Annotated in this window: 19 protein-coding genes and 2 pseudogenes; 12 read left to right on the plus strand and 9 right to left on the minus strand. The window is 68.6% G+C overall.

Annotated features, from left to right (window positions below; translation table 11 throughout):
* From AC11WY_RS14880 to AC11WY_RS14890, 3 genes and pseudogenes are all read right to left on the minus strand, one after another.
* Positions 1-178 (minus strand): annotated as a pseudogene (locus tag AC11WY_RS14880) (D,D-dipeptide ABC transporter permease); the annotation flags it as partial.
* The gene (locus AC11WY_RS14885) at positions 175-1239 is read right to left on the minus strand and encodes an ABC transporter permease (RefSeq protein ID WP_482926871.1); all 1065 of its coding nucleotides are present in this window, start codon (positions 1237-1239) and stop codon (positions 175-177) included. The gene AC11WY_RS14885 and the pseudogene AC11WY_RS14880, both read right to left, overlap by 4 nt.
* Complete coding sequence (locus tag AC11WY_RS14890; protein WP_482926873.1) at positions 1239-2837, minus strand: ABC transporter substrate-binding protein; 1599 nt, start codon at positions 2835-2837, stop codon at positions 1239-1241. The genes AC11WY_RS14885 and AC11WY_RS14890 overlap by 1 nt, the downstream gene beginning before the upstream one ends.
* 244 nt (positions 2838-3081) lie before the next feature.
* Here AC11WY_RS14890 and AC11WY_RS14895 point away from each other — a divergent pair, with 244 nt between their 5' ends.
* The 3 genes from AC11WY_RS14895 to AC11WY_RS14905 all read left to right on the plus strand — a co-directional run bounded on the left by AC11WY_RS14895 (position 3082) and on the right by AC11WY_RS14905 (position 4219).
* Positions 3082-3549 (plus strand): RrF2 family transcriptional regulator, encoded by a 468-nt coding sequence (locus AC11WY_RS14895; protein ID WP_482926927.1) that lies wholly within the window; start codon positions 3082-3084, stop codon positions 3547-3549.
* 107 nt (positions 3550-3656) lie between these two features.
* Positions 3657-3824: a hypothetical protein gene (locus AC11WY_RS14900; RefSeq protein WP_482926875.1), complete on the plus strand. Its 168-nt coding sequence runs from the start codon at positions 3657-3659 to the stop codon at positions 3822-3824.
* A gap of 62 nt (positions 3825-3886) precedes the next feature.
* On the plus strand, positions 3887-4219 hold the full coding sequence (locus tag AC11WY_RS14905) for a TfoX/Sxy family protein (RefSeq protein WP_482926877.1): 333 nt from the start codon (positions 3887-3889) through the stop codon (positions 4217-4219).
* A 63-nt stretch (positions 4220-4282) separates the two neighbouring features.
* Here the strand turns inward: AC11WY_RS14905 and ndk are convergent, their stop codons facing one another.
* Positions 4283-4705 (minus strand): nucleoside-diphosphate kinase, encoded by a 423-nt coding sequence (ndk, locus tag AC11WY_RS14910; RefSeq protein ID WP_482926879.1) that lies wholly within the window; start codon positions 4703-4705, stop codon positions 4283-4285.
* 138 nt (positions 4706-4843) lie between these two features.
* Between ndk and AC11WY_RS14915 the strand changes: the two genes are divergently transcribed.
* The 3 genes from AC11WY_RS14915 to AC11WY_RS14925 are packed head-to-tail and all read left to right on the plus strand — an operon-like array spanning position 4844 to position 7953.
* Positions 4844-6688: an ABC-F family ATP-binding cassette domain-containing protein gene (locus AC11WY_RS14915; protein WP_482926881.1), complete on the plus strand. Its 1845-nt coding sequence runs from the start codon at positions 4844-4846 to the stop codon at positions 6686-6688.
* A gap of 2 nt (positions 6689-6690) precedes the next feature.
* Positions 6691-7317: a MarC family protein gene (locus AC11WY_RS14920; protein ID WP_482926883.1), complete on the plus strand. Its 627-nt coding sequence runs from the start codon at positions 6691-6693 to the stop codon at positions 7315-7317.
* A 54-nt stretch (positions 7318-7371) separates the two neighbouring features.
* Positions 7372-7953 (plus strand): retropepsin-like aspartic protease family protein, encoded by a 582-nt coding sequence (locus tag AC11WY_RS14925; protein ID WP_482926885.1) that lies wholly within the window; start codon positions 7372-7374, stop codon positions 7951-7953.
* Positions 7954-8030: 77 nt separating this feature from the next.
* On the opposite strand, the gene AC11WY_RS14930 is transcribed toward AC11WY_RS14925, so the two are convergent.
* Positions 8031-8489, minus strand: coding sequence for a DNA polymerase III subunit chi (locus AC11WY_RS14930; RefSeq protein WP_482926887.1), 459 nt, complete (start codon positions 8487-8489; stop codon positions 8031-8033).
* 6 nt (positions 8490-8495) lie between these two features.
* Positions 8496-9965 (minus strand): leucyl aminopeptidase, encoded by a 1470-nt coding sequence (locus AC11WY_RS14935; RefSeq protein WP_482926889.1) that lies wholly within the window; start codon positions 9963-9965, stop codon positions 8496-8498.
* Positions 9966-10097: 132 nt separating this feature from the next.
* Between AC11WY_RS14935 and lptF the strand changes: the two genes are divergently transcribed.
* The 6 genes from lptF (at position 10098) to rsmA (ending at position 17633) form a co-directional block, all read left to right on the plus strand.
* The gene (gene lptF, locus AC11WY_RS14940) at positions 10098-11237 is read left to right on the plus strand and encodes an LPS export ABC transporter permease LptF (protein WP_482926891.1); all 1140 of its coding nucleotides are present in this window, start codon (positions 10098-10100) and stop codon (positions 11235-11237) included.
* A complete protein-coding gene (lptG, locus tag AC11WY_RS14945) occupies positions 11234-12334 on the plus strand; it encodes an LPS export ABC transporter permease LptG (RefSeq protein ID WP_482926893.1) in 1101 nt (366 codons plus the stop codon). Before lptF ends, lptG begins: the two co-directional genes overlap by 4 nt.
* Positions 12334-14472, plus strand: a complete 2139-nt coding sequence (locus tag AC11WY_RS14950) for an LPS-assembly protein LptD (protein ID WP_482926895.1) — start codon at positions 12334-12336, stop codon at positions 14470-14472. Before lptG ends, AC11WY_RS14950 begins: the two co-directional genes overlap by 1 nt.
* A gap of 73 nt (positions 14473-14545) precedes the next feature.
* Positions 14546-15760, plus strand: a complete 1215-nt coding sequence (locus tag AC11WY_RS14955; protein WP_482926897.1) for a peptidylprolyl isomerase — start codon at positions 14546-14548, stop codon at positions 15758-15760.
* Positions 15757-16728, plus strand: coding sequence for a 4-hydroxythreonine-4-phosphate dehydrogenase PdxA (gene pdxA, locus AC11WY_RS14960; protein ID WP_482926899.1), 972 nt, complete (start codon positions 15757-15759; stop codon positions 16726-16728). Before AC11WY_RS14955 ends, pdxA begins: the two co-directional genes overlap by 4 nt.
* A 65-nt stretch (positions 16729-16793) precedes the next feature.
* Complete coding sequence (rsmA, locus tag AC11WY_RS14965) at positions 16794-17633, plus strand: 16S rRNA (adenine(1518)-N(6)/adenine(1519)-N(6))-dimethyltransferase RsmA (RefSeq protein ID WP_482926901.1); 840 nt, start codon at positions 16794-16796, stop codon at positions 17631-17633.
* 646 nt (positions 17634-18279) lie between these two features.
* Here rsmA and AC11WY_RS14970 read toward each other — a convergent pair.
* The 3 genes and pseudogenes from AC11WY_RS14970 to prfA all read right to left on the minus strand — a co-directional run.
* Positions 18280-18705, minus strand: a pseudogene (locus AC11WY_RS14970) (DUF4167 domain-containing protein); the annotation flags it as partial.
* A 238-nt stretch (positions 18706-18943) separates the two neighbouring features.
* A complete protein-coding gene (prmC, locus tag AC11WY_RS14975; protein WP_482926903.1) occupies positions 18944-19786 on the minus strand; it encodes a peptide chain release factor N(5)-glutamine methyltransferase in 843 nt (280 codons plus the stop codon).
* Complete coding sequence (gene prfA, locus AC11WY_RS14980; RefSeq protein ID WP_482926905.1) at positions 19783-20838, minus strand: peptide chain release factor 1; 1056 nt, start codon at positions 20836-20838, stop codon at positions 19783-19785. The genes prmC and prfA overlap by 4 nt, the downstream gene beginning before the upstream one ends.

Genomic DNA, 20838 nt, shown 5'->3' on the forward strand with positions numbered 1-20838 from the left:
CGAGCACGTCGGCGAAGATCGCCATCAGAACCAGCGTGACGACGATGCCAAGGCCGATCATCGCCAGCTTGTTCGCCCTCAGCGCAAGCCAGGTGCGGTAGGCCTGCCCGGTGCGGGCCTGCCCGCGCGATCCGGGCTGTTCAGTCAGAAGCCATTCGCGGGTCGGGATCAGGGTCATCCGCGCCTCCGCACACGCGGATCCAGGAGCGTGTAGAGCAGGTCCGACAGCAGGTTCAGCCCGACATAGACGGTGCCGATCACCAGCGTCGAGCCGAGCACCGCGTTCATGTCGGCGCTGCCAAGCGAGTTGGTCAGGTACATGCCGAGCCCCGGCCAGGCGAATACCGTTTCGGTCAGCACCGCACCCTCCAGCAGGCCCGCGTAGCTGAGCGCGACCACCGTCACCAGCGGCACGGCGGCGTTGCGCAGCGCATGGACCCAGATGATGCGCTGCTCGGTGACGCCCTTCACGCGGGCGGTGATGATGTATTCCTGCCCCAGTTCCTGCAGCATGAAGCTGCGGGTCATCCGGCTGATATAGGCCATCGAGTAATAGCCCAGAAGCGAGGCGGGCAGGATGATGTGGGAGAAGGCGTTGCCGAAAGCGGCCCATCTGCCCTCGATCGCGCAATCGACCAGCATCAGGCCGGTGATCCGCGTCACGTCGTATTCATAGGCAATGTCGATCCGCCCCGGCCCGGCAACCCAGTGCAGGCGGGCGTAGAACAACAGCAGCCCCAGCAGGCCGAGCCAGAAGATCGGCGCCGAGTAGCCGACGAGGCCCAGCACGCGCACCAGTTGATCGGCAAAGCGGCCCTGTTTCACCGCGGCCCAGACCCCGGCCGGAACGCCGATCACCGTGCCGAGGATGATCGCCACCGTGGCAAGCTCCAGCGTGGCGGGAAAGACGCGGCCGATGTCTTCCAGCACCGGGCGGCTGGTCAGCACCGACTGGCCCAGATCGCCCGACAGCACATGGCGGACATAAGACAGGAACTGTTCCCAGATCGGCTTGTCGAGGCCGAGTTGCAGGTAGACCTGGTGATAGGCCGAGGCCGAGGCGCGGTCGCCCACCGCCGCCAGCACCGGGTCGATCGGCACCACGCGGCCAATGATGAAGGTGACCATCAACAGGCCAAGCAGTGTGACGGCCAGCGTCGTCGCCAGCCGCCCCAGCCGCATGAGCCAAGGGGGAAGGGCGCCGCGGCGCCCCTCCGGATCGATATCTTCGGCGATCATCAGTTCTTGGTCGTCGCGTAGAAGCCGTTGTCGTTGAACGACGGCCCGATGATCACGCCGTCCACGTTCTTGCGGATGCCGAACACCTCGACCTGCTGGAACATGATGACGAACGGCGAGGTATCCAGCGCCTTCTGCTGCAGGTCCTGGTACATCACCGCACGCTTGGCGGCATCCGGTTCAAGCAGGGCCGCGTCGGTCTGCTTGGTCAGGTCCGGAATGTCCCAGTCGTTGCGCCAGGCCAGCGTCTTGACCTTGCTCGTATCCGCGTTGTCCGGGTTCGAGACGAAGCCCTGCGCGTTCGAGTTCGGGTCCTGATAGTCCGGGCCCCAGACCCCGATGTAGATGTCGTGGGTGCGGGCGCGGTACTTGGTCAGCGTCTGCTTGCCGTCGCCCGGGATCAGTTCGATCTGGATGCCGGCCTGCGCCATCGTCTGCTGGATCGCCTGCGCGATGCCGGTGATTTCCGGCGTATTGCGGGTATCCATCGTCACCTTGAAGCCGTCCGGCAGACCGGCCGCCTTCAGCAGATCCTTCGCCTTCTGCAGGTCGAGGGCATAGGGGTTCTTGTTGTATTCGCCCAGGAAGCCTTCGGGTTCGAAGGTCTCGTGCACCTTCACCTGGCCGCCCATGATGGTGTCGGCGATGGTGGCGTAGTCGACCAGATACTTCATCGCCTCGCGCACTTCAGGCTTGGCCAGATTCGGGTTCTTCTGGTTCAGGCCCATGTAGTAGATGGTGCCCTTGACGCCGCTTTCGATCTTGACGTTGGGGTCGGTGCCCAGCGCCTTGATGTCGTTGGCGGCCAGGTTGCGGGCGATGTCGACGTCACCCTGCTGCAGCAGCAGGCGCTGCGTCGCCGGTTCCGGAACGTGGCGGTAGATCACCCGCGCCATCGCCGGGGCGGTGCCGCCGTAGTTCGCGTTGCGCTCCAGCACCACGGCCTCGTTCGGCTTCCACTGGGTGATCTTGAACGGGCCCGAGCCCGCGTAGTTCGTCTTGAGCCAGGCATAGCCGAAGTCGCCCGCGGCCTCGTGGCTCATCACTTCCTTCTTGTCGACGATCATGCCGACCGTCGAGGTCAGGCAGTAAAGCACGAAGGTCGGCGCATAGGCCTGGTCCATGTGGAAGTCGAGGCTCATCGGCCCGGTCTGCACCACCATCTTGTCGACGTTGTCCTTGGTCAGGCCGAACTGATCGAGGATGAAGGCGGGCGTCTTGTCGAGCTTGACCGCGCGGGTCAGCGAGAACACCGCGTCTTCCGCGGTGATCGGGTTGCCGGAGGCGAACTTCTGGCCCGCCTTGATGGTGAAGCTGATCGTCTTGCCATCGGCCGAGATCGTCCAGCCTTCGGCAATCTGCCCCGACAGTTTCGAGACGTCCTTCAGGTCATAGGTGACCAGCCGTTGGTAGGCGTTGCCCAGAATCTCCGAGGTCGAGATCTCGTAGACCTCGGCCGGGTCGAGCGAGATGATGTCGTCGATCTGCCAGGCCTGCACCAGCGTATCCGCCGGTGTTGCGGCGCGCACCGGCACCGCGGCGGCCAACGCGAGCGCGGACAAGGCCGCTGTCGCGAAGAGCCTTACTCCAGTAAGCATATAGTATCCCCCTGTCATAGGAACTGTTCTCTTGGCGCGTCCACCCGGCGCGGGACCGGCACGACACGCCCACCGATTAGGGGCGCTGGCCGCGACACAGTCAAGGCCCGACCCGCGCGCCGTGATCAGGATGGCGCGGGCGGCGGAAATCTGCACGCGCGCACGATGATGTGATCTGGATCAAGGCAGGTCGCGGCAAAACGATGCATCCGGAATGAAGGTTTACCGGAGGCTTGTTCCCGCCATGAGACTGACCATCCGCACCAACCTCGCGCTGCGCACGCTGATGATGTGCGCGGTAAATGAGGGCCGCACCCTGCGCAAACACGAGATCGCCGAGGCGTGCAATGCCTCCGAGAACCACCTCGCGCAGGTGATCAACACGCTCGGCCAGCTTGAGTTCGTGCAGACCGTGCGCGGCCGTCATGGCGGGCTGCGCCTTGGCGTGCCGATGGGGCGCATCAGCGTTGGCGCGGTGTTCCGCGCCTTCGAATCCGGGGTGCCGTTTGCCGAGTGTTTCGAACCCGAATCGAATACCTGCCCGCTCGCCGCTGTCTGCCTGCTGCGCCGCGCGCTCGTCGCCGCGCTGGAGGCGTTCTACAGCACGCTCGACGCCATCAGCCTGGCCGATCTGGTCAAGGATAACGCAGGATTGAACCGGCTTCTGGCGATCCAGCCCGATCGCGCCCGGATCGCCTTTGCTTGTCCTTGACTTCGCGCCCATTGTGCCGCACTGCCGCCGCAAATTTCCGTCAGTCTGAAAGACTTGAGGGAATGAGGCAGACAAGGCGGCGAATGCCGCGACCACGGAGCAGGACCATGGCAGAGCGTATCGACACCGCGGCACACCCGCAGCAGCAGGGCGAGATCCCGCGCCCCAAGCGCGGCGACACCCCGCAAAAGGCCGAGCGCCCAACGCCGCAGGCGGGCGATCCGGCCCCGGCACAGCCCGCAAGCGCCGTCATCACCGACTGGGCCTCGATCTGAGTCCCCTTCCGGCGCGGGCCGCGCGCGGTTAGGTTCGGGACACCCGCGCCCCGGAGCCGCCGATGCCCACGCCCGTATCCTCGATCCGCAATCTCGGCCCCGCGTCCGAGGCCGCCTTTGCCCGCGCGGGCATCGCCTCGGCCGAGCAGTTGCAGGCGCTGGGGGCGGATGCCGCCTATCTGCGCCTGCTGCAAGCGGGCGAGCGGCCGCATTTCATCGGCTATTATGTGCTGGTGATGGCGTTGCAGGGTCGGCCCTGGAACGATTGCAAGGGCGCCGAAAAGGCCGCCCTGCGCGCCCGCTTCGATGCGCTGAAGGCGCGCGGGCATGACAAGGGCCGCTCCGATCTGGAAGCGGCCCTTGATATGATCGGCGTCATCGAACGCCGCCGCTAGACCCGGCGCGCCCGAATTTTCGCACGAAAATTCGCACCGATTTTTCGGCGAAAAATCGTGGCCTCAGCCGACGAGTTCGAGACCCGAGAAGAAGTAGGCAATCTCTTGCGCCGCGGTGTCCGGCGCGTCGGACCCGTGCACCGAGTTCTCGCCGACCGACAGGGCGAATTCCTTGCGGATGGTGCCCGCCGCCGCGTTGGCCGGGTTGGTCGCGCCCATCACGTCGCGGTTCTTCGTGATCGCGCCTTCGCCTTCGAGCACCTGCACCACGACCGGCTCGGACGCCATGAACTCGGTCAGTTCGCCGAAGAACGGGCGATCCTTGTGGACGCCGTAGAACGACTGCGCCTGGGCCAGCGACAGCTGGATGCGCTTCTGCGCGACGATGCGCAGACCGGCTTCCTCGAACTTGGCGTTGATCTTGCCGGTCAGGTTGCGGCGGGTGGCGTCGGGCTTGATGATCGACAGGGTGCGTTCGATGGCCATTGCGTTGCTCTCACACTATTCGGGCAGGCCCCTGCCCGCCCCTCGTTTGCGGCGCCCTGCTAGCATGGGGCGCCGGACTTGGAAACCCCGGCATCGCAGCGATTGACCCCGCGGCCGGTTTCGGGCAGTGCAGGCGCCATGCTGACCATATCCGACATCACCTATTCCGTTGACGGCCGCCCCCTGTTCGAGGGCGCTTCCGCGCGCATTCCCACCGGCCACAAGGTCGGCCTTGTCGGCCGCAACGGGTCGGGCAAGACCACCCTCTTTCGGCTGATCCGCAACGAACTGGCGCTGGAGGGCGGCGAGATCAGCCTGCCCAGCCGCGCCAAGGTCGGCGGGGTGGCGCAGGAGGTGCCGTCATCCTCGACCTCGCTGCTCGACACCGTGCTGGAGGCCGATACCGAACGCGCCAGCCTGATGGCCGAGGCCGAAACCACCACCGACCCGCACCGCATCGCCGAGGTCCAGCACCGCCTGGCCGACATCGACGCCTGGTCCGCCGAGGGCCGCGCCAGCGCGATCCTGCGCGGCCTCGGCTTCACCGCCGAGGAACAGTTGCGCCCGTGTTCCGATTTCTCGGGCGGCTGGCGGATGCGGGTGGCGCTGGCGGGGGTGCTGTTCGCGCAGCCCGACCTGCTGCTGCTGGACGAGCCGACCAACTACCTCGACCTCGAAGGGGCCTTGTGGCTGGAGGCCTACCTTCAGAAATACCCCCATACCGTCATCATCATCAGCCACGACCGCGAGTTGCTGAACCGGTCGGTGCAGGCGATCCTGCATCTGGACAACCGCAAGCTGACGCTGTGGCAGGGCCCCTACGACCAGTTCGCCCGCGCCCGCGCCGAACAGCGCGCGGTGCAGACCGCCGAGGCCAAGAAGCAGGATCTGCGGCGCGAGCATCTGCAAAGCTTCGTCAACCGCTTCAAGGCCAAGGCCAGCAAGGCCAAGCAGGCGCAGAGCCGCGTCAAGATGCTGGAGAAGATGACGCCGATCACCGCGCCGGAAGAGGCGGCCAAGCACGTCTTCACCTTCCCGGTGCCCGAGGAACTGTCGCCGCCCATCATCAATCTGGATGACGCGGGCGTCGGCTATGGCGGCCCGCCGGTGCTGCGCAAGCTCAGCCTGCGGATCGACCAGGACGACCGCATCGCCCTGCTGGGCCGCAACGGCGAGGGCAAATCGACGCTGTCGAAGCTGCTGGCGGGAAAACTGGAACCCTGCGAGGGCCGCGTCGTGCGCTCCAGCAAGCTGCGCATCGGCTATTTCGCGCAGCATCAGGTCGACGAGCTTTACATCGACGAAACCCCCTTGCAGCACGTTCAGCGGATGCGGCCCGCCGAAGGCCAGCCCCGGCTGCGCGCGCGGCTGGCGGGCTTCGGCCTCGGCGCCGATCAGGCGGAAACCGTGGTGGCAAAACTGTCGGGCGGGCAGAAGGCGCGGCTGTCGCTGCTACTGGCGACGCTCGACGCGCCGCATCTCTTGATCCTCGACGAGCCGACCAACCACCTTGATATCGAAAGCCGCGAGGCGCTGGTGGAGGCGCTGACCGGCTATTCCGGCGCGGTGATCCTGGTCAGCCACGACATGCACCTGCTGAGCCTGGTCGCCGACCGGCTCTGGCTGGTGAAGGGCGGGCGGGTGACGCCCTACGAGGACGACCTTGAAGCCTACCGCAAGATGCTGCTGTCGCCCGACGAGGCGCCGAAGGAAAAGCCCAAGCCCGAAAAGCGCAAGGCCAGCCGCGACGAGGTCACCGCAATCCGGTCGGAGGTGCGCAAATGCGAGGACCGCATCGGCAAGCTGAACGAGATGCGCGACAAGCTGGCGAAGAAACTGGCCGACCCCGCGCTTTACGACCCCGGCCGCGGCACCGAGGCCGAAACCTGGCAGAAGAAATACGCCGAGGTGATGGACGGGCTCGACCGCGCCGAGGCGATGTGGCTGACGGCGCTGGAAAAGCTGGAAGAGGCGCAGGCGTAGGGATGGACTGGGCTTACCTCGTCACCGCCTTCGTCACGCTCTTCGTGATCATCGAGCCGATCGGAATCGCGCCGCTGTTCATCGCGCTGACCCGCGGCATGACGCCCGCGCATCGCCGGGTCATCGGGCTGCGCGCCTGCCTTGTGGCGATCGGCATCCTGACCGCCTTCGGCCTGCTGGGCGAGGCGATCCTGCATTTCGTCGGCATCTCGCTGCCCGCCTTCCGCATCTCGGGCGGCATCCTGCTGTTCCTCACCGCGCTCGACATGCTCTTTGAACGCCGCACCCAGCGCCGCGAGGGCCAGGTCGCGCATGAAGAGCCGGATCACGATCCCTCGGTTTTCCCGCTGGCCATGCCGCTGCTGGCCGGGCCCGGCGCGATGACGACGATGATCCTGCTGATGGGTCAGGTGAAGGACGGCTGGATCGGCACCGTCGAGTTGCTGGTGGTCATGGTCGCGGTGGTGGGCTGCGCGTTCCTCCTGTTCCAGGTCGCGGGGCCCTTGGACCGCGCGCTGGGGCGCACCGGCAACAACGTCATCACCCGGCTGCTGGGGATGCTGCTGGCGGCGCTGTCGGTGCAGTTCGTGATCGACGGCATCAAGGCCAGCGGGATGATGTTCGGCTGAACCGGGTGACAATGGTGGCGCCCGTTCCTAGATGACAGCGGAACGGAGGCGGCGATGGATACCGACCAGACAACGCGGGTGCTCTACTTCGTCGTGCTCGGGGCGGCGGTGGTGGGATCGCTGATCGTCCAGAGCCGGGGCCGCCGCGGGGCGGCGGCGCAGCATCTGGCGGTCTGGGGGCTGATCTTCATCGGCGTCATCGCGAGCCTCGGGCTGTGGTCGGACATCGCCAAGACGGTGACCCCGCAAGAGGCGACGATCGGCCCCGGCGGCGCGATCAGCGTGCCGCGCGGGCCGGACGGGCATTATCATGTGACGCTGCGGATCGGCGGCGTTCCGGTGCGGTTCATGGTCGATACCGGGGCGAGCGACATGGTGCTGACCCCCGCCGACGCGAAACGGGTGGGCATCGACCTCGCCCGGCTGGCCTTCGTCGGCACCGCGACCACCGCGAACGGCGAGGTGGCGACGGCGCGGGTAAGGCTGCATGACGTGACGCTGGGGCCGGTCACCGACCCGGTGGTGTCGGCCGAGGTGAACAAGATGGCGATGGACAGCTCGCTCTTGGGCATGTCCTACCTGCAACGCTTCGGCAAGATCGAGATCGCGGGCGATCACATGGTGCTGACGCGGTAGGGGCCCGGCTTCGGCGGCCGGGGGCGCCGCCCCCGGACCCCCGGGATACTTGGGAACGGAAGATCAGGGGCGAGGGATCAGCGTTCGGCCTTCTTCTGCCAGCGGCCCGAGTCTTCCGACCAGTATTGCGCGCGCGTGCCCGCGTCGGTCAGCGCCTTCCACTGCTGGCGGGCGGCGGCGACTGCGGCGGGGTCGTTGCCGTCAAAGAGGATGCAGAGCCGGTCGAGGCTTGCCGCCTCGGCGGCGGTCACCGGCGCGCCGTCGATCGCCATCACGCAGGTGGCGCCGTTCGGACAGGTGGCGGCGTTGGTCAGCAAGACCGGCTGATCGGCATCATGCGGGCCACCGGCAAGACCGTGCGGCAGGAAGCCCTCCTCGGCGGTCAGCCAAAGCTTTTCATCGAGCCAGCCCAGCCGGGCGGGATCGAGCCCACGCACCGCGACGCGCCAGCCCTGCCCGCGCGCGCGCTCGATCAGCAGCGGCAGCGCGGTTTCGAGCGGCGACTGGGTCAGGTGGTAGAAATAGGCGGCACCCATCCGCGCCTACCCCTCGTAGCGGTCGCGGATCAGCCGGTCGAGCGCGCGCACGCCCCAGCCGGTGGCGCCCTTGGGCGACAGCTCCAGATCGGATTTCACCAGCGCGGTGCCCGCGATGTCGAGGTGGCACCAGGGCGTTTCGGGCTTCACGAAGCGGTGCAGGAACTCGGCGGCGGTGATTGCGCCCGCCTCGCGGCCGCAGGAGTTGCGCATGTCGGCGATGCGGGATTTGAGCATCTTGTCATAGGCATCGCCCAGCGGCATCCGCCAGGCGCCCTCGCCCTCGGCGCCCGCGGCCTTGATGAAGGCGGCGCAGAGGTCATCGTTGTTGGAAAACACCCCGGTCATCTCGTGCCCCAGCGCCACGATGATCGCGCCGGTCAGGGTGGCGAGGTTGATCATGGCGGTGGGATTGAAGCGGTCCTGCGCGTACCAGAGCACGTCGGCCAGCACGAGGCGGCCTTCGGCATCGGTGTTGATCACCTCGATGGTGTCGCCCTTCATGGATTTCACCACGTCGCCGGGGCGCTGCGCGGTGCCCGAGGGCATGTTTTCGACCAGCCCGACAAGGCCGACCACATTGGCCTTGGCGCGCCGCAGCGCCAGCGTGCGCATCACGCCCGCCACGACGCCCGCACCGCCCATGTCCATCGTCATGTCTTCCATGCCCTGCGCGGGCTTGATCGAGATGCCGCCGGTGTCGAACACCACGCCCTTGCCGACCAGCGCGAAGGGCGCCGCCCCCGCCTTGCCGCCGCGCCACTGCATCACGACGACTTTCGACGGGCTGGCGGAGCCCTGCCCGACCCCGAGCAGCGCACCCATGCCGAGTTTGGCGAGGTCGGCTTCCTCCAGGATCTCGACCTCCAACCCCAGGTCCTGCATCGCGGCGAGGCGGGCCGCGAAATCGTCGGTGGTCAGCACGTTGGCGGGTTCGTTGACCAGATCGCGGGTGAAGAACACGCCTTCCGCCACGGCGGCCAGCGGGGCGGCGGCGGCGGCCACCGCTTCCGGCGCGGCAACGGCGAAGGTCACCTCGCCGCGCGGCTTGACCTCGGCGGTCTTGTGGGTCGCGAAGTCGTAATCGCGCAGCGCGAGGCCGAGCGAGATTTCGGCGGCGCGCGGGTTCGCCCCGGCCAGCACCAGCACCGGCGCCGCGCCGCGGGCGCGACCGATCGCCGCCCCGGCGCGGCGCGCCTCAGCCGCCGTCGGGCGCGGATCGAGGCGGATCACCTGCACCGCCTCGGCGGCGAGCCCGGCGGGAAAGGCCAGATCGGCGCCATCGCCCGGCTTCAGCGCGGCGAAAGCCTCGCTGGCCAGAAAGCGCGCCAGCGCCCCGCGCATCGGGCGGTCGAGCTTGCGCGCCAGCGGCGCCAGCACCCCGCCGGGCCCCGCGAAGACCGCGATGCGGCCGGGAAAGCGGACCGGATCGACCTCGTCAACGGCGCGGAAATGGATCGGGGCGGGGCGGCTCATGGCGGCGTTCCTTCGACGGCAGGGGGATCGCGGCAGAGCCTAGCCGCAGCCCCCGGCGTTGACCAGATATGAGTTTTCCCCGCCGGGGAATTCCGATACGGTCCGCCAATCGCAACCCCGGGGGAGCCCAAAGTGCCAAGATTCGACAGATACATGCTGTCGCAACTCATGATGCTGTTTGGATTCTTCTCGCTTGTGCTGGTGATGGTCTATTGGGTCAACCGGGCGGTTTTGCTGTTCAACCACCTGATCGGCGATGGCCAGTCGGTCGGCATCTTCCTGGAGTTGACGATGCTGAGCCTGCCCAACGTGATCAAGATCATGCTGCCCCTGTCGGCCTTCGCGGCGGCGGTCTATGTCACCAACCGGCTGTCGAGCGAAAGCGAACTGGTGGTGATGCAGGCGGTCGGGCTGTCGCCCGCGCGACTGGCGCGGCCGGTGGTGATGTTCGGGCTGGTGGTGGCGGTGCTGGTTGCGCTCTTGGCCAATTTCCTGGTGCCGCGCAGCCGCACCCTGCTGGCCGTGCGCAGCGCCGAGATGGCGCAGAACGTCACCGCCAAGTTCCTGACCGAGGGCAAGTTCATCCATCCGACCGATGACGTGACGCTGTTCATCCGGCAGATCACGCCGCTGGGCGAGATGCGCGACGTGCTGTTGTCGGACGGGCGCGCCAAGGACAGCCGCACCGCCTATTCGGCGCGCCGCGCCCTGCTGGTAAAGGTCGATGGCGGCCAGAAGCTGGTGATGTTCGACGGCATTGCGCAGACGCTGACGCTGGCGGACCGGCGGCTGGCGACGACGCGGTTCTCGGATTTCGCCTATGATCTGGACAGCCTAATCACCCCGCCGGGGCCGCGACAACGCGATGTGGCGGAGTTCTCCACACCGACGCTGTTTCGCGCCGACCCCGCCGACATCGCCACCTCGACCGGTGACCGGGCGGCCTTCCTCTACGAGGCCAACCTGCGGCTGTCGGCGCCGCTGACGGCCATCGCCGCCGCCTTGCTGGGCTTCGCCTGCCTGATGCTGGGCACGTTCAGCCGCTTTGGCAACTGGCGCCAGATCGGCGTCGGCGCGGTGCTTCTGATCCTGTTGCAGCTTCTGGTGGACTGGTCGGCCGGCATCGGTGCCACCGACCCGCGGCTGTGGCCGATCGCCTACCTGCCGCCCGCCTGCGGCGGCGCGGTGGCCGTGGTCATGCTCTGGATCGCCGGGAGGCCGCAGTCGGGCGGGCGGCGCACGGCGGTGCCGACCGGACTGGGGGCGGCATGACGCTGAGCCTTTACGTCGCGCGCAAGTTCCTGATGGCGTTCCTGCTGGTCTTCACCGGGTTCGCCGGGGTTCTGATGCTGCTCGATCTGGTGGAGGAACTGCACCGCGCGTCCGGGCAGGCGATCAGCTTCGCGCAGGCGGCGGGGCTGGCGGCGCTGAACACGCCCGACGGGCTTTACCGCATCCTGCCGCTGGTCACGATCCTGGCCACGCTGATCCTGTTTCTTGGCCTCGCGCGGACCAGCGAACTGGTGGTGGTGCGCGCCGCCGGACGGTCGGCGCTGCGCTGCCTGGTGCCCGTGGTGCTGACGGCGCTGGTGATCGGCGTCGTCGGGGTCGCGGTGATGAACCCGATCGTCGCGGTCACCTCGGATGCCTATGACAAGCTGCAAAGCCACTATTCCGCGGGCGGCCCGGAAAACGTGATGTCGATCACCCGGGAGGGGGTCTGGCTGCGACAGGGCAGCGCCGAGGGTCAGACCGTGATCCGGGCGGAACATGCCAGCCTTGACGGCACCCAACTGACCAACGCCTCGTTCCTCAGCTTCGATGCCACCGGCCAGCCGCTGACGCGGATCGAAGCCGCCACCGCCGAGCTTGGCGGCGGGGCCTGGGCGCTGACCGACGCCAAGGTCTGGCACTTCGCCGACACCGCCAACCCCGAGCTGATGGCGACCACGGCGGCCACGATGTCGCTGCCCTCCGACCTGACGCGCCAGCAGATCCGCGACAGTTTCGGCGCGCCGGGCGAGGTGCCGATCTGGCAACTGCCCGCCTTCATCGACCAGTTGGTGAAGGCCGGATTCTCGGCGCGCGAACAGCGGGTCTGGCTCCAGATGGAACTGGCGCTGCCGCTGCTGCTGGCGGCGATGGTGCTGATCGGCGCCGGGTTCACGATGCGCCACGTCCGCTTCGGCCACAGCGGGATGCTGGTGCTGTTCGCGCTGATCGCCGGATTCTCGATCTTCTTTCTGCGCAACTTCGCGCAGGCGCTGGGGGCCAGCGGGCAGATCCCGATCGTGCTGGCCGCCTGGGGGCCGCCGGCGGTCGCGGTGCTGCTGTCGATGGGCCTGCTCTTGCATCTGGAGGACGGCTGATGCGGCGCGTCCTGTCCGGTCTGGCCCTCTGGCTCGCGCTGCTTGGCGCCCTGCCCGCCCCGGCGCAGGATGCGGCCACGCCCGAACCGGCCAGCCTGGTGGCCGACAGCGTGCAGGCGCAGGGCGGCGGCATACTCGTTGCGGCGGGCAATGTCGAAGTGCTCTACCAGGGCTCCCGGCTGCGCGCCGTGAAGGTCACCTATGACCAGAACGCGAACCGGCTGGTCATCGTGGGGCCGCTGACCCTGATCGACGCCGACGGCCACGCCACCCTGCTGGCCGACAGCGCCGACCTGTCGGCCGATCTGATGAACGGCATCCTGCTGAGCGCGCGCATGGTGCTGGACCAGAAGATGCAGGTCGCCGCGACCCGGATCGACCGCGTCGGCGGGCGCTACACCCAGTTGACGCAAACCGTCACCTCGTCCTGTCAGGTCTGCGCCGCGCATCCGGTGCCGCTGTGGGAAATCCGGGCCAGGCGGGTGATCCATGACCAGCTCAAGCAGCAGATGTATTTCGAGGATGCGCACTTGCGCTTTGCCGGGGTGCCGGTGTTCTACTTTCCCGTCCTTCGCCTGCCCGACCCGACCGTGCAGCGGGCGCGCGGCTTCCTGATCCCGAACCTTTACGCATCGAGCAACTTCGGCACCGCGCTGAAACTGCCCTATTTCATCCCGTTCGGGCCCTCCAGTGATCTGACGGTGACCCCGTTCCTCGGCACCAAGGCCGCCCGCTCGCTGTCGGTGCGCTACCGCCAGGCCTTCGACAGCGGCGCGATCGAGATCAACGGCGCGACCTCGCGCGACGCGCTGGTGCCCGGCAAGCAGCGCGGCTATCTGTTCGCCAGCGGCAATTTCGCGCTGCCGCAGGGCTTCCGGCTGCAGTTTCAGCTTCAGACCGTCAGCGACCCCGACTATTTCCTGAACTACGGGCTGCCCCAGGTCGACCGGCTGGAAACCGGGGTCGAGATCAGCCGGACCACGCGCGATGAATACATCGACGGCAGCATCCTGCACTTCCACTCGATCCGCGCGGGCGATGACAACGCCACCCTGCCCAACAACGTCGGCACCTTCGACTGGGTGCGCCGGTTCCAGCCCGGGCTGGTGGGCGGCACGGTGACGCTGTCGTTCCGCTCGATGGCGCTGATCCGGGCGTCATCCGACCCGATCGCCGGGCGCGATGTCACCCGCGCCGGCGTGCTGGCCGACTGGCACCGCAACTGGGTGCTGCCCGGCGGCATCATCGCCACCGCCGTCGCCGCGGTGCAAAGCGACGTCTACCGGATCGCGCAGGACCCGACCTACGGCTCGCCCCTGACGCGCACCCTGCCGCAGGCGGCGGTGGAACTGCGCTGGCCCTGGGTGCGGGCGGGGGCCAACGGCGCCGCGCAGGTGATCGAGCCGATCGTGCAACTGATCTGGAGCCCGAGGTCGGTGACCGGCGTGCCGAACGAGGATTCGCAACTGTCCGAGTTCGACGAGGGCAACCTGTGGTCGCTGGACCATTTCAGCGGCGTCGATGGCACCGAGACCGGCGCGCGCGCCAATATCGGCCTGTCCTGGACCCGCTACGCCCCCGAGGGCTGGTCCTTCGGCGTGACGGCGGGGCGCATCTTCCGGCAGATCAGCGCGACCTCTTTCGATCCGGCCGCCGGTCTCGGCGGCGCCGCGTCGGACTGGCTGGTGGCGGGCCAGGTGCGCTGGAAGGGCCTCGACGTGATCAACCGCACCGTCTTCGACACCAGCGGCATCGCCAAGGAGGAACTGCGCCTGCAATGGTCGGGCGGGCGCTTTCAGGTTGGCACCAGCTACCTGTGGATGGTCGCCAACCCGGCCAGCCTGTCGCTGTCCACCCTGCCCTCGCGCGAGTGGATCATGGACGCCAGCTACCCGATCCGCCCCGACTGGAGCGGCAAGGTCGCCTGGCGCTATGACTTCGTCGCCAATCGGGCCGATGCCACCGGGCTCGGCTTCACCTGGCGCAACGAATGCATCAGCGTTGATCTTTCCCTCTCGCGTCTCTATGCGTCCTCGACTAGTGTTTCGCCCACCACGACCTTTGGTTTTTCGGTCGGTCTGATCGGCTTCGGCGGAACCGCGGGCAGCGCCGCAGGGCAAAGCCAGTGCGCCAGATGAGGCCGCGCCGACGGGGGCCGCGCAGAACGGCGCACCGAAGCGTCGACCAAGGAACGAGCAGAACGGACCCGACATGCGCCTGACCCTTTCGCTGACCGCCTGCCTGGCCCTGCTGGCCCCCGGCCTTTCGGCCGCGGCGCAGGATGGCACCCCCTTCGCCCCCGTCGTGATGGTGAATGAACGCGCCATCACCAGTTACGAGGTCACGCAGCGCGAGGCGCTGCTGACCCTGCTCAGCGGCCCGGGCGACCACCATGACGAGGCGATCAAGGGCCTGATCGACGACCGGCTGCGGGTGGCCGAAGCCAAGCGCGACGGCCTCATCGTCGGCGACACCGACGTGAAGAACGGCATGACGGAATTCGCCGCGCGGTCGAACCTGAAGGTCGACGAGTTCCTGGCCAAGCTGCAGCAGGGCGGCGTCGATCCGCAGACCTTCCGCGACTTCGTGATCGCCGGGCTGGCCTGGCGCGCGGTGGTCAGCGCCACCATCGCGCCGACGGTAAAGGTCAGCGACGCCGACATCGAGGATGCGCGCCAGCTCAGCCTGGCCCATGCCGTGCCGCGGGTGCTCTTGTCGGAACTGATCCTGCCCGCCACGCCCGAGTACATCGGCCAGACCGGCCCGCTGGCCGAACATCTGTCGGCGACGCTGAAGGGCGATGCCGCCTTCGCGGCCGCGGCACAGCAATACTCGGTGTCGGATTCCGCGAAGAATGGCGGCAAGATCGACTGGATTCCGGTGTCGAACCTGCCGCAGACCGTGGTGACGGCGATCGTCGGCCTTTCGCCGGGCGAGGTGTCCAAGCCGCTTTTGCTGCCCAATGCGATCGGGCTCTTTGAACTGCGCGGCCTCGCCGACGCCGCCCCGCCATCGGCCGCGCAGATCAGCGTGGATTACATGGAATACCGGATCCCCGATGTCCACACGCCCGAAGGGGCCGCCGCGCTCGCCCGCGTGCATGACAAGGCAACCGGCTGCGGCGATCTTTACGGCCTGGCCAAGGGCGCGCCCGAGGGTATCCTGACGCGGGTCAGCCAAACGCTGACCGCGGTGCCCGCCGATGTCGCGCTCGAACTGGCCAAGCTTGATCCGGGCGAGGTGTCCACCACGATCCGGCAGGGGCCGAACACGGTTCTGCTGATGCTGTGCAGCCGCACGGTGACCGAGACCCCGCCGCAGTCCCAGGACGACCTGCGCAATGCGCTGTTCAACGCCCGGGTCAACACGCTCGCCGACGCCAAGCTGGACAAGTTGCGCGCGGCGGCGAACATCCGCACCCCATGAGCCACCCGCCGATCGCGCTGAGCTGCGGCGAGCCCGCCGGCATCGGCCCCGAGATCGCCGCCAAGGCCTGGGCCGCGCTGGGCGCGCACCTGCCCTTTGTCTGGCTCGGTGATCCCGCGCACCTGCCCGCAGGCACGCCGCACGTGATCCTTGCCGACCCGGCCGGGGCTGCTGTCGCCGCGCAAACCGGCGTGCCGGTGCTGCCGGTCCGCTTTGCCGCCGCCGCCACGCCGGGCCGCCCGGCGCCGGAAAACGCCCAATGCGTGATCGACGCGATCGCGCTGGGGGTGCGGCTGGTGCAGGCCGGGGCCTGTGCGGCGCTGACCACCGCGCCGATCCACAAGAAGGCGCTGAAGGACGGCGCGGGCTTTGCCTTTCCGGGCCATACCGAGTTCCTCGCCCATCTGGCGGGGGTGGAGCGGGTGGTGATGATGCTGGCGGCCCCCGGCCTGCGCGTAGTGCCCGCCACGGTCCACATCGCGCTGGCCGAGGTGCCGCGCGCGCTGACCGCAGAGTTGCTGGAAGAGGTGATCCGCATCACCCGCGCCGGGCTGATCCGCGATTTCGGCCTGCCCGCGCCGCGCCTCGCGGTGGCCGGGCTGAACCCGCACGCGGGCGAAGGCGGCGCGATGGGGCGCGAGGAGATCGAGATGATCGCGCCCTTGCTGGCGCGGCTGCGGGCCGAGGGGATGGACCTGATCGGGCCGCTGTCGGCCGACACGATGTTCCACCCGGCGGCTCGGGCGGGCTATGACGCGGCGGTCTGCATGTACCACGATCAGGCGCTGATCCCGATCAAGACCATCGACTTCGCGGGCGGCGTCAACGTCACGCTGGGCCTGCCCTTCGTGCGCACCTCGCCCGACCACGGCACCGCCTTCGACATCGCCGGGAAAGGCGTGGCCGATCCGACCAGCCTGATCGCCGCGCTCAGGATGGCGGACGCGATGGCGGCGGCGCGGCGCTAGTGGGGGGCTGTCTGCCCCCCACACCCCCCGAGAGTATTTTCGCCAGGAAGAATGGGTGACCGGTTTTGGCTGCAATCGACGGTTTGCCGCCTCTGCGCGAGGTGATCGCGGCGCACGGGCTGAGCGCGAAGAAGGCGCTGGGGCAGAACTTCCTGCTCGACCTGAACCTGACCGCGAAGATCGCGCGGGCGGCGGGCGACCTGACCGGCGCGGATGTGCTGGAGGTCGGGCCGGGGCCGGGCGGGCTGACGCGCGGGCTGCTGGCGGCGGGGGCGCGGCGCGTGCTGGCGGTCGAAAAGGACGCCCGCTGCCTGCCCGCGCTGGCCGAGATCGCGGCGCATTATCCGGGGCGGCTCGAGGTCGTGATGGGCGACGCGCTGGCGCTGGATGCGGCGGCGCGGCTGGTGCCGCCGATCAGGGTGGTGGCGAACCTGCCCTACAACATCGGCACCGAACTCTTGATCCGCTGGATGACGCCCGCGATCTGGCCGCCGTTCTGGCAGAGCCTGACGCTGATGTTCCAGAAAGAGGTGGCCGAGCGGATCGTGGCGAAGCCCGGATCAAAGGCCTATGGGCGGCTGGCGCTGATGGTGCAGTGGCGGGCCGAGGCGCGGATCGTGCTGACACTGCCGCCCGAGGCCTTTACCCCGCCGCCCAAGGTCAGTTCGGCGGTGGTGCACATCGTGGCGCTGCCCGCGCCGCGCTATCCGGCCGATGCGGGCGTGCTGGCGCGGCTGACGGCGGCGGGGTTCAACCAGCGGCGCAAGATGCTGCGCGCCAGCCTGCGCGGGCTGGCGCCCGACATCGAGGACAAGCTGCGCGCCGCCGGGATCGAACCGACGGCACGGGCGGAGGAGATTCCGCTGGAAGGATTTTGCGCGCTCGCCCGCCTGCTGGCGGGCTGAGCGCAGGGACCGGGCGGCCTGGAACGAATTGCGCTCGATCTGACGCAAGGAGATCAGAATTCGCCCAGGTCCTGGGGCGAATTCTGATTCAAGATGAACGCAATTCGTTCTATTCGGCGGCTTCGCTGCGCGAGTCGTCGGCGCCGGGGCCCGTGTCGGCGGCCGGGGCGGTGCCCTCGGTTGCACGCGGACGGCGCGGGGCACGCGGGCGGCGCACGGCGGCGCGGGCGGGCTCGGCGGCCGCATCGTTCGCCACGGGGGCGGCCGAGGCGGTTTCGGGCGCGGCCATCGCAGGCGGTTCCGCGATCAGCCCGGCCATCATCGGCGCGTTGTCACGCGGCTGCGGTTCCGGGCGATCGGACGGATAGGCCGGGCGCGGTTCGCGTGGCGGCTGCGGGCTGCGAGGCCCGCTGCTGCGGGTGTCGTTGCTGCGGGTGTCGTTGCCACGGTTGTCGTTGCCACGGTTGTCGTTGCCACGGTTGTCGTTGCTGCGGTTGTCGCCGCCACGGTTGTCGCCGCCGCGATTGTCGTTGCCACGGTTGTCGTTGCTGCGGTTGTCGCCGCCACGGTTGTCGCCGCCGCGATTGTCGTTGCCGCGATTGTCGTTGCCGCGATTGTCGTTGCTGCGGTTGCCGTTCGACCGGTTCTCGTTGCCACGGTTGTCGTTGCGGGGCTGTTGGCGTTGCTCGGGCGTTTCGACCAGGCCGCTGTCGTTGTAGCGCCCGTCGCCCAGGTCCAGCACCTCGTTGCCGCGCGGCTGATCGCCGTAGCCATCGTCGCGTCGCTGGTCGTCGCCACCGGGACGGCCGTCCTGATCGCGGCTCATCTCGCGTGTCGCTTCGCCCAGCATGCGGATATAATGCTCGGCGTGCTGCTGGTAGTTTTCCGATGCCACACGGTCATTCGACAGCTGCGCATCGCGCGCAAGCTGGGTGTATTTGTCGATGACCTGTTGCGGGGTGCCGCGCACCTTGCCCTCGGGGCCCGAGGAGTCGAAGACGCGGTTGATGACGTTTCCAAGCGAACGCGGGCGGTTCGGCTTTGAACGCGATCGGGACTTTGATGATCTCATGGTTTCGCTTTATCCAGCCGTGATGGGGCTTTGCCCGAACCCCGGCGGCGCCTCGCGCGTCTCGCTTCGGTTCTGTTTCGGGCATGTGCGGGCATATGGGCGCAGGGGACAGATCGAAAACGTCCGCCCCGAACCTTGCTTGAGTAACCATGCCATGCCGGGCAGAGCAAGCAGAATCTGCATGAGGTGTGGGCAGAACGGCGGATTCACGGGCCGGTGCGGCGGAATGCCCACGGGTTCAGGGCGCGCGGGCGGCCACGACGCGGTCGCGGCCGTCGAGATCGGGATGCACGGCGGCGCCCTGCAACCCGGCCGCGCGGAAGAGCGCGGTCACCGCGGCGCCCTGCGTCGGGCCGATCTCGACCAAGAGCCGCCCGCCGGGGGCGAGATGGGCGCCCGCCCCGGCCGCAATCGCGCGATAGGCGGCCAGACCGTCGCCGCCGGGGGTCAGGGCCAGATGCGGTTCCCAGTCGCGCACCTCGGGGGCGAGGGCGGGCATCTCGGCCGCGGCGATATAGGGCGGGTTCGCGACGATCAGCTCGAAGCGGCCAGTGACCTGCGCGAACCAGTCCGAGGCGCGGAAGCTGGCGCGGGCGGCGAGGCCCAGCGCGGCGGCGTTTTCGCGCGCGACGGCAAGGGCGGCGTCGGACAGGTCGATGCCAAGGCCGCTGGCACTGGGGCGCTCGGCGAGCAGGGTCAAGAGGATGCAGCCCGAGCCGGTGCCGAGGTCGAGGACGGTGGCGAAGGGCGCCGACAGCGCGGCGGCGATCAGGCATTCCGTCTCGGGGCGCGGGTCGAGCACGTCGCGGGTGACGCGGAAGGGGCGGCCCCAGAACAGCCGCTGGCCGGTGATCTGGCTGACCGGCTGGCGCGCGGCGCGGGCGGCGATGGCCGCCTCGAACCGGGCGGCGGCCTCGGGCGGCAGCAGGTCGGACATGTGCAGCGTCAGGCGGTTGGGCGCGATGCCGAGGGCGTGGCCCAGCAGAACGCGGGCGTCGCGGGCGGCATCCTCCACCCCGGCCTGACGCAGGCGCGGGATCGCGAAGCGCAGCGCGTCGGCGCCCGAGACAAGGCGCGTCATGCCTCCATCTCGGCGAGCTTGCGGGCCTGATCGTGCGCCACCAGCGCGTCGATCACCTCGGTCAGGTCGCCCGCCATGATCGCGTCGAGTCGGTAGAGTGTCAGGTTGATGCGGTGGTCGGTCATGCGGCCTTGGGGAAAGTTGTAGGTGCGGATGCGTTCGGAGCGGTCGCCCGAACCGACCTGCGAGCGCCGGTCGGCCGAGCGTTCTGCGTCGATCCGGCCGCGTTCGAGGTCGTAGAGCCGCGCGCGCAACACCTGCATCGCGATGGCGCGGTTCTGGTGCTGCGACTTCTGCGCCGAGGTGACGATGATGCCGGTGGGCAGGTGGGTGATGCGCACCGCCGAATCGGTGGTGTTGACGTGCTGGCCACCCGCCCCGCTGGCGCGCATCGTGTCGATGCGGATGTCGGTCGCGGGGATGTCGATATCGACCTCTTCCGCCTCGGGCAGCACGGCGACGGTGGCGGCCGAAGTGTGGATGCGCCCGCCCGCCTCGGTGGTGGGCACGCGCTGGACCCGGTGCACGCCGGATTCGTATTTCAGCCGGGCAAAGACCCCCTCGCCCGTCACCGCGGCGGTGACCTCCTTGATGCCGCCGAGTTCGGTCGTCTGCTCTTCGAGGATCTGGAAGCGCCAGCCCTGCTGTTCGGCATGGCGCTGATACATCCGCAGAAGGTCGGCGGCGAAGAGCGCGGCCTCCTCGCCCCCCGTGCCGGGGCGAATTTCGAGGATGGCGGGGCGCGCGTCGGCGGCGTCCTTGGGCAGCAAGGCCAGCCGCAGCGCCTGCTCCATCTCGGGGATGCGGGCCTTCAGGCGGGGCATCTCATCCTCGGCCAGCGCGCGCATCTCGGGATCGGTCAACATCGCTTGCGCCTCGTCCAGATCGGCCAGCGCGCGGCGGTAGGTGGCGATTTCGGCCACCACCGGCTTCAGCTCGGAATACTCGCGGCTGAGCGGCGCGATCTCGGCGGGCGGGGCGCCTGCGGCAAGCTTCGCTTCGAGGAACTCGAAACGGCGGGTGATCTGGTCGAGCTTGTCCAAGGGAACCAT

The sequence above is a fragment of the Solirhodobacter sp. genome, assembly GCF_964715405.1.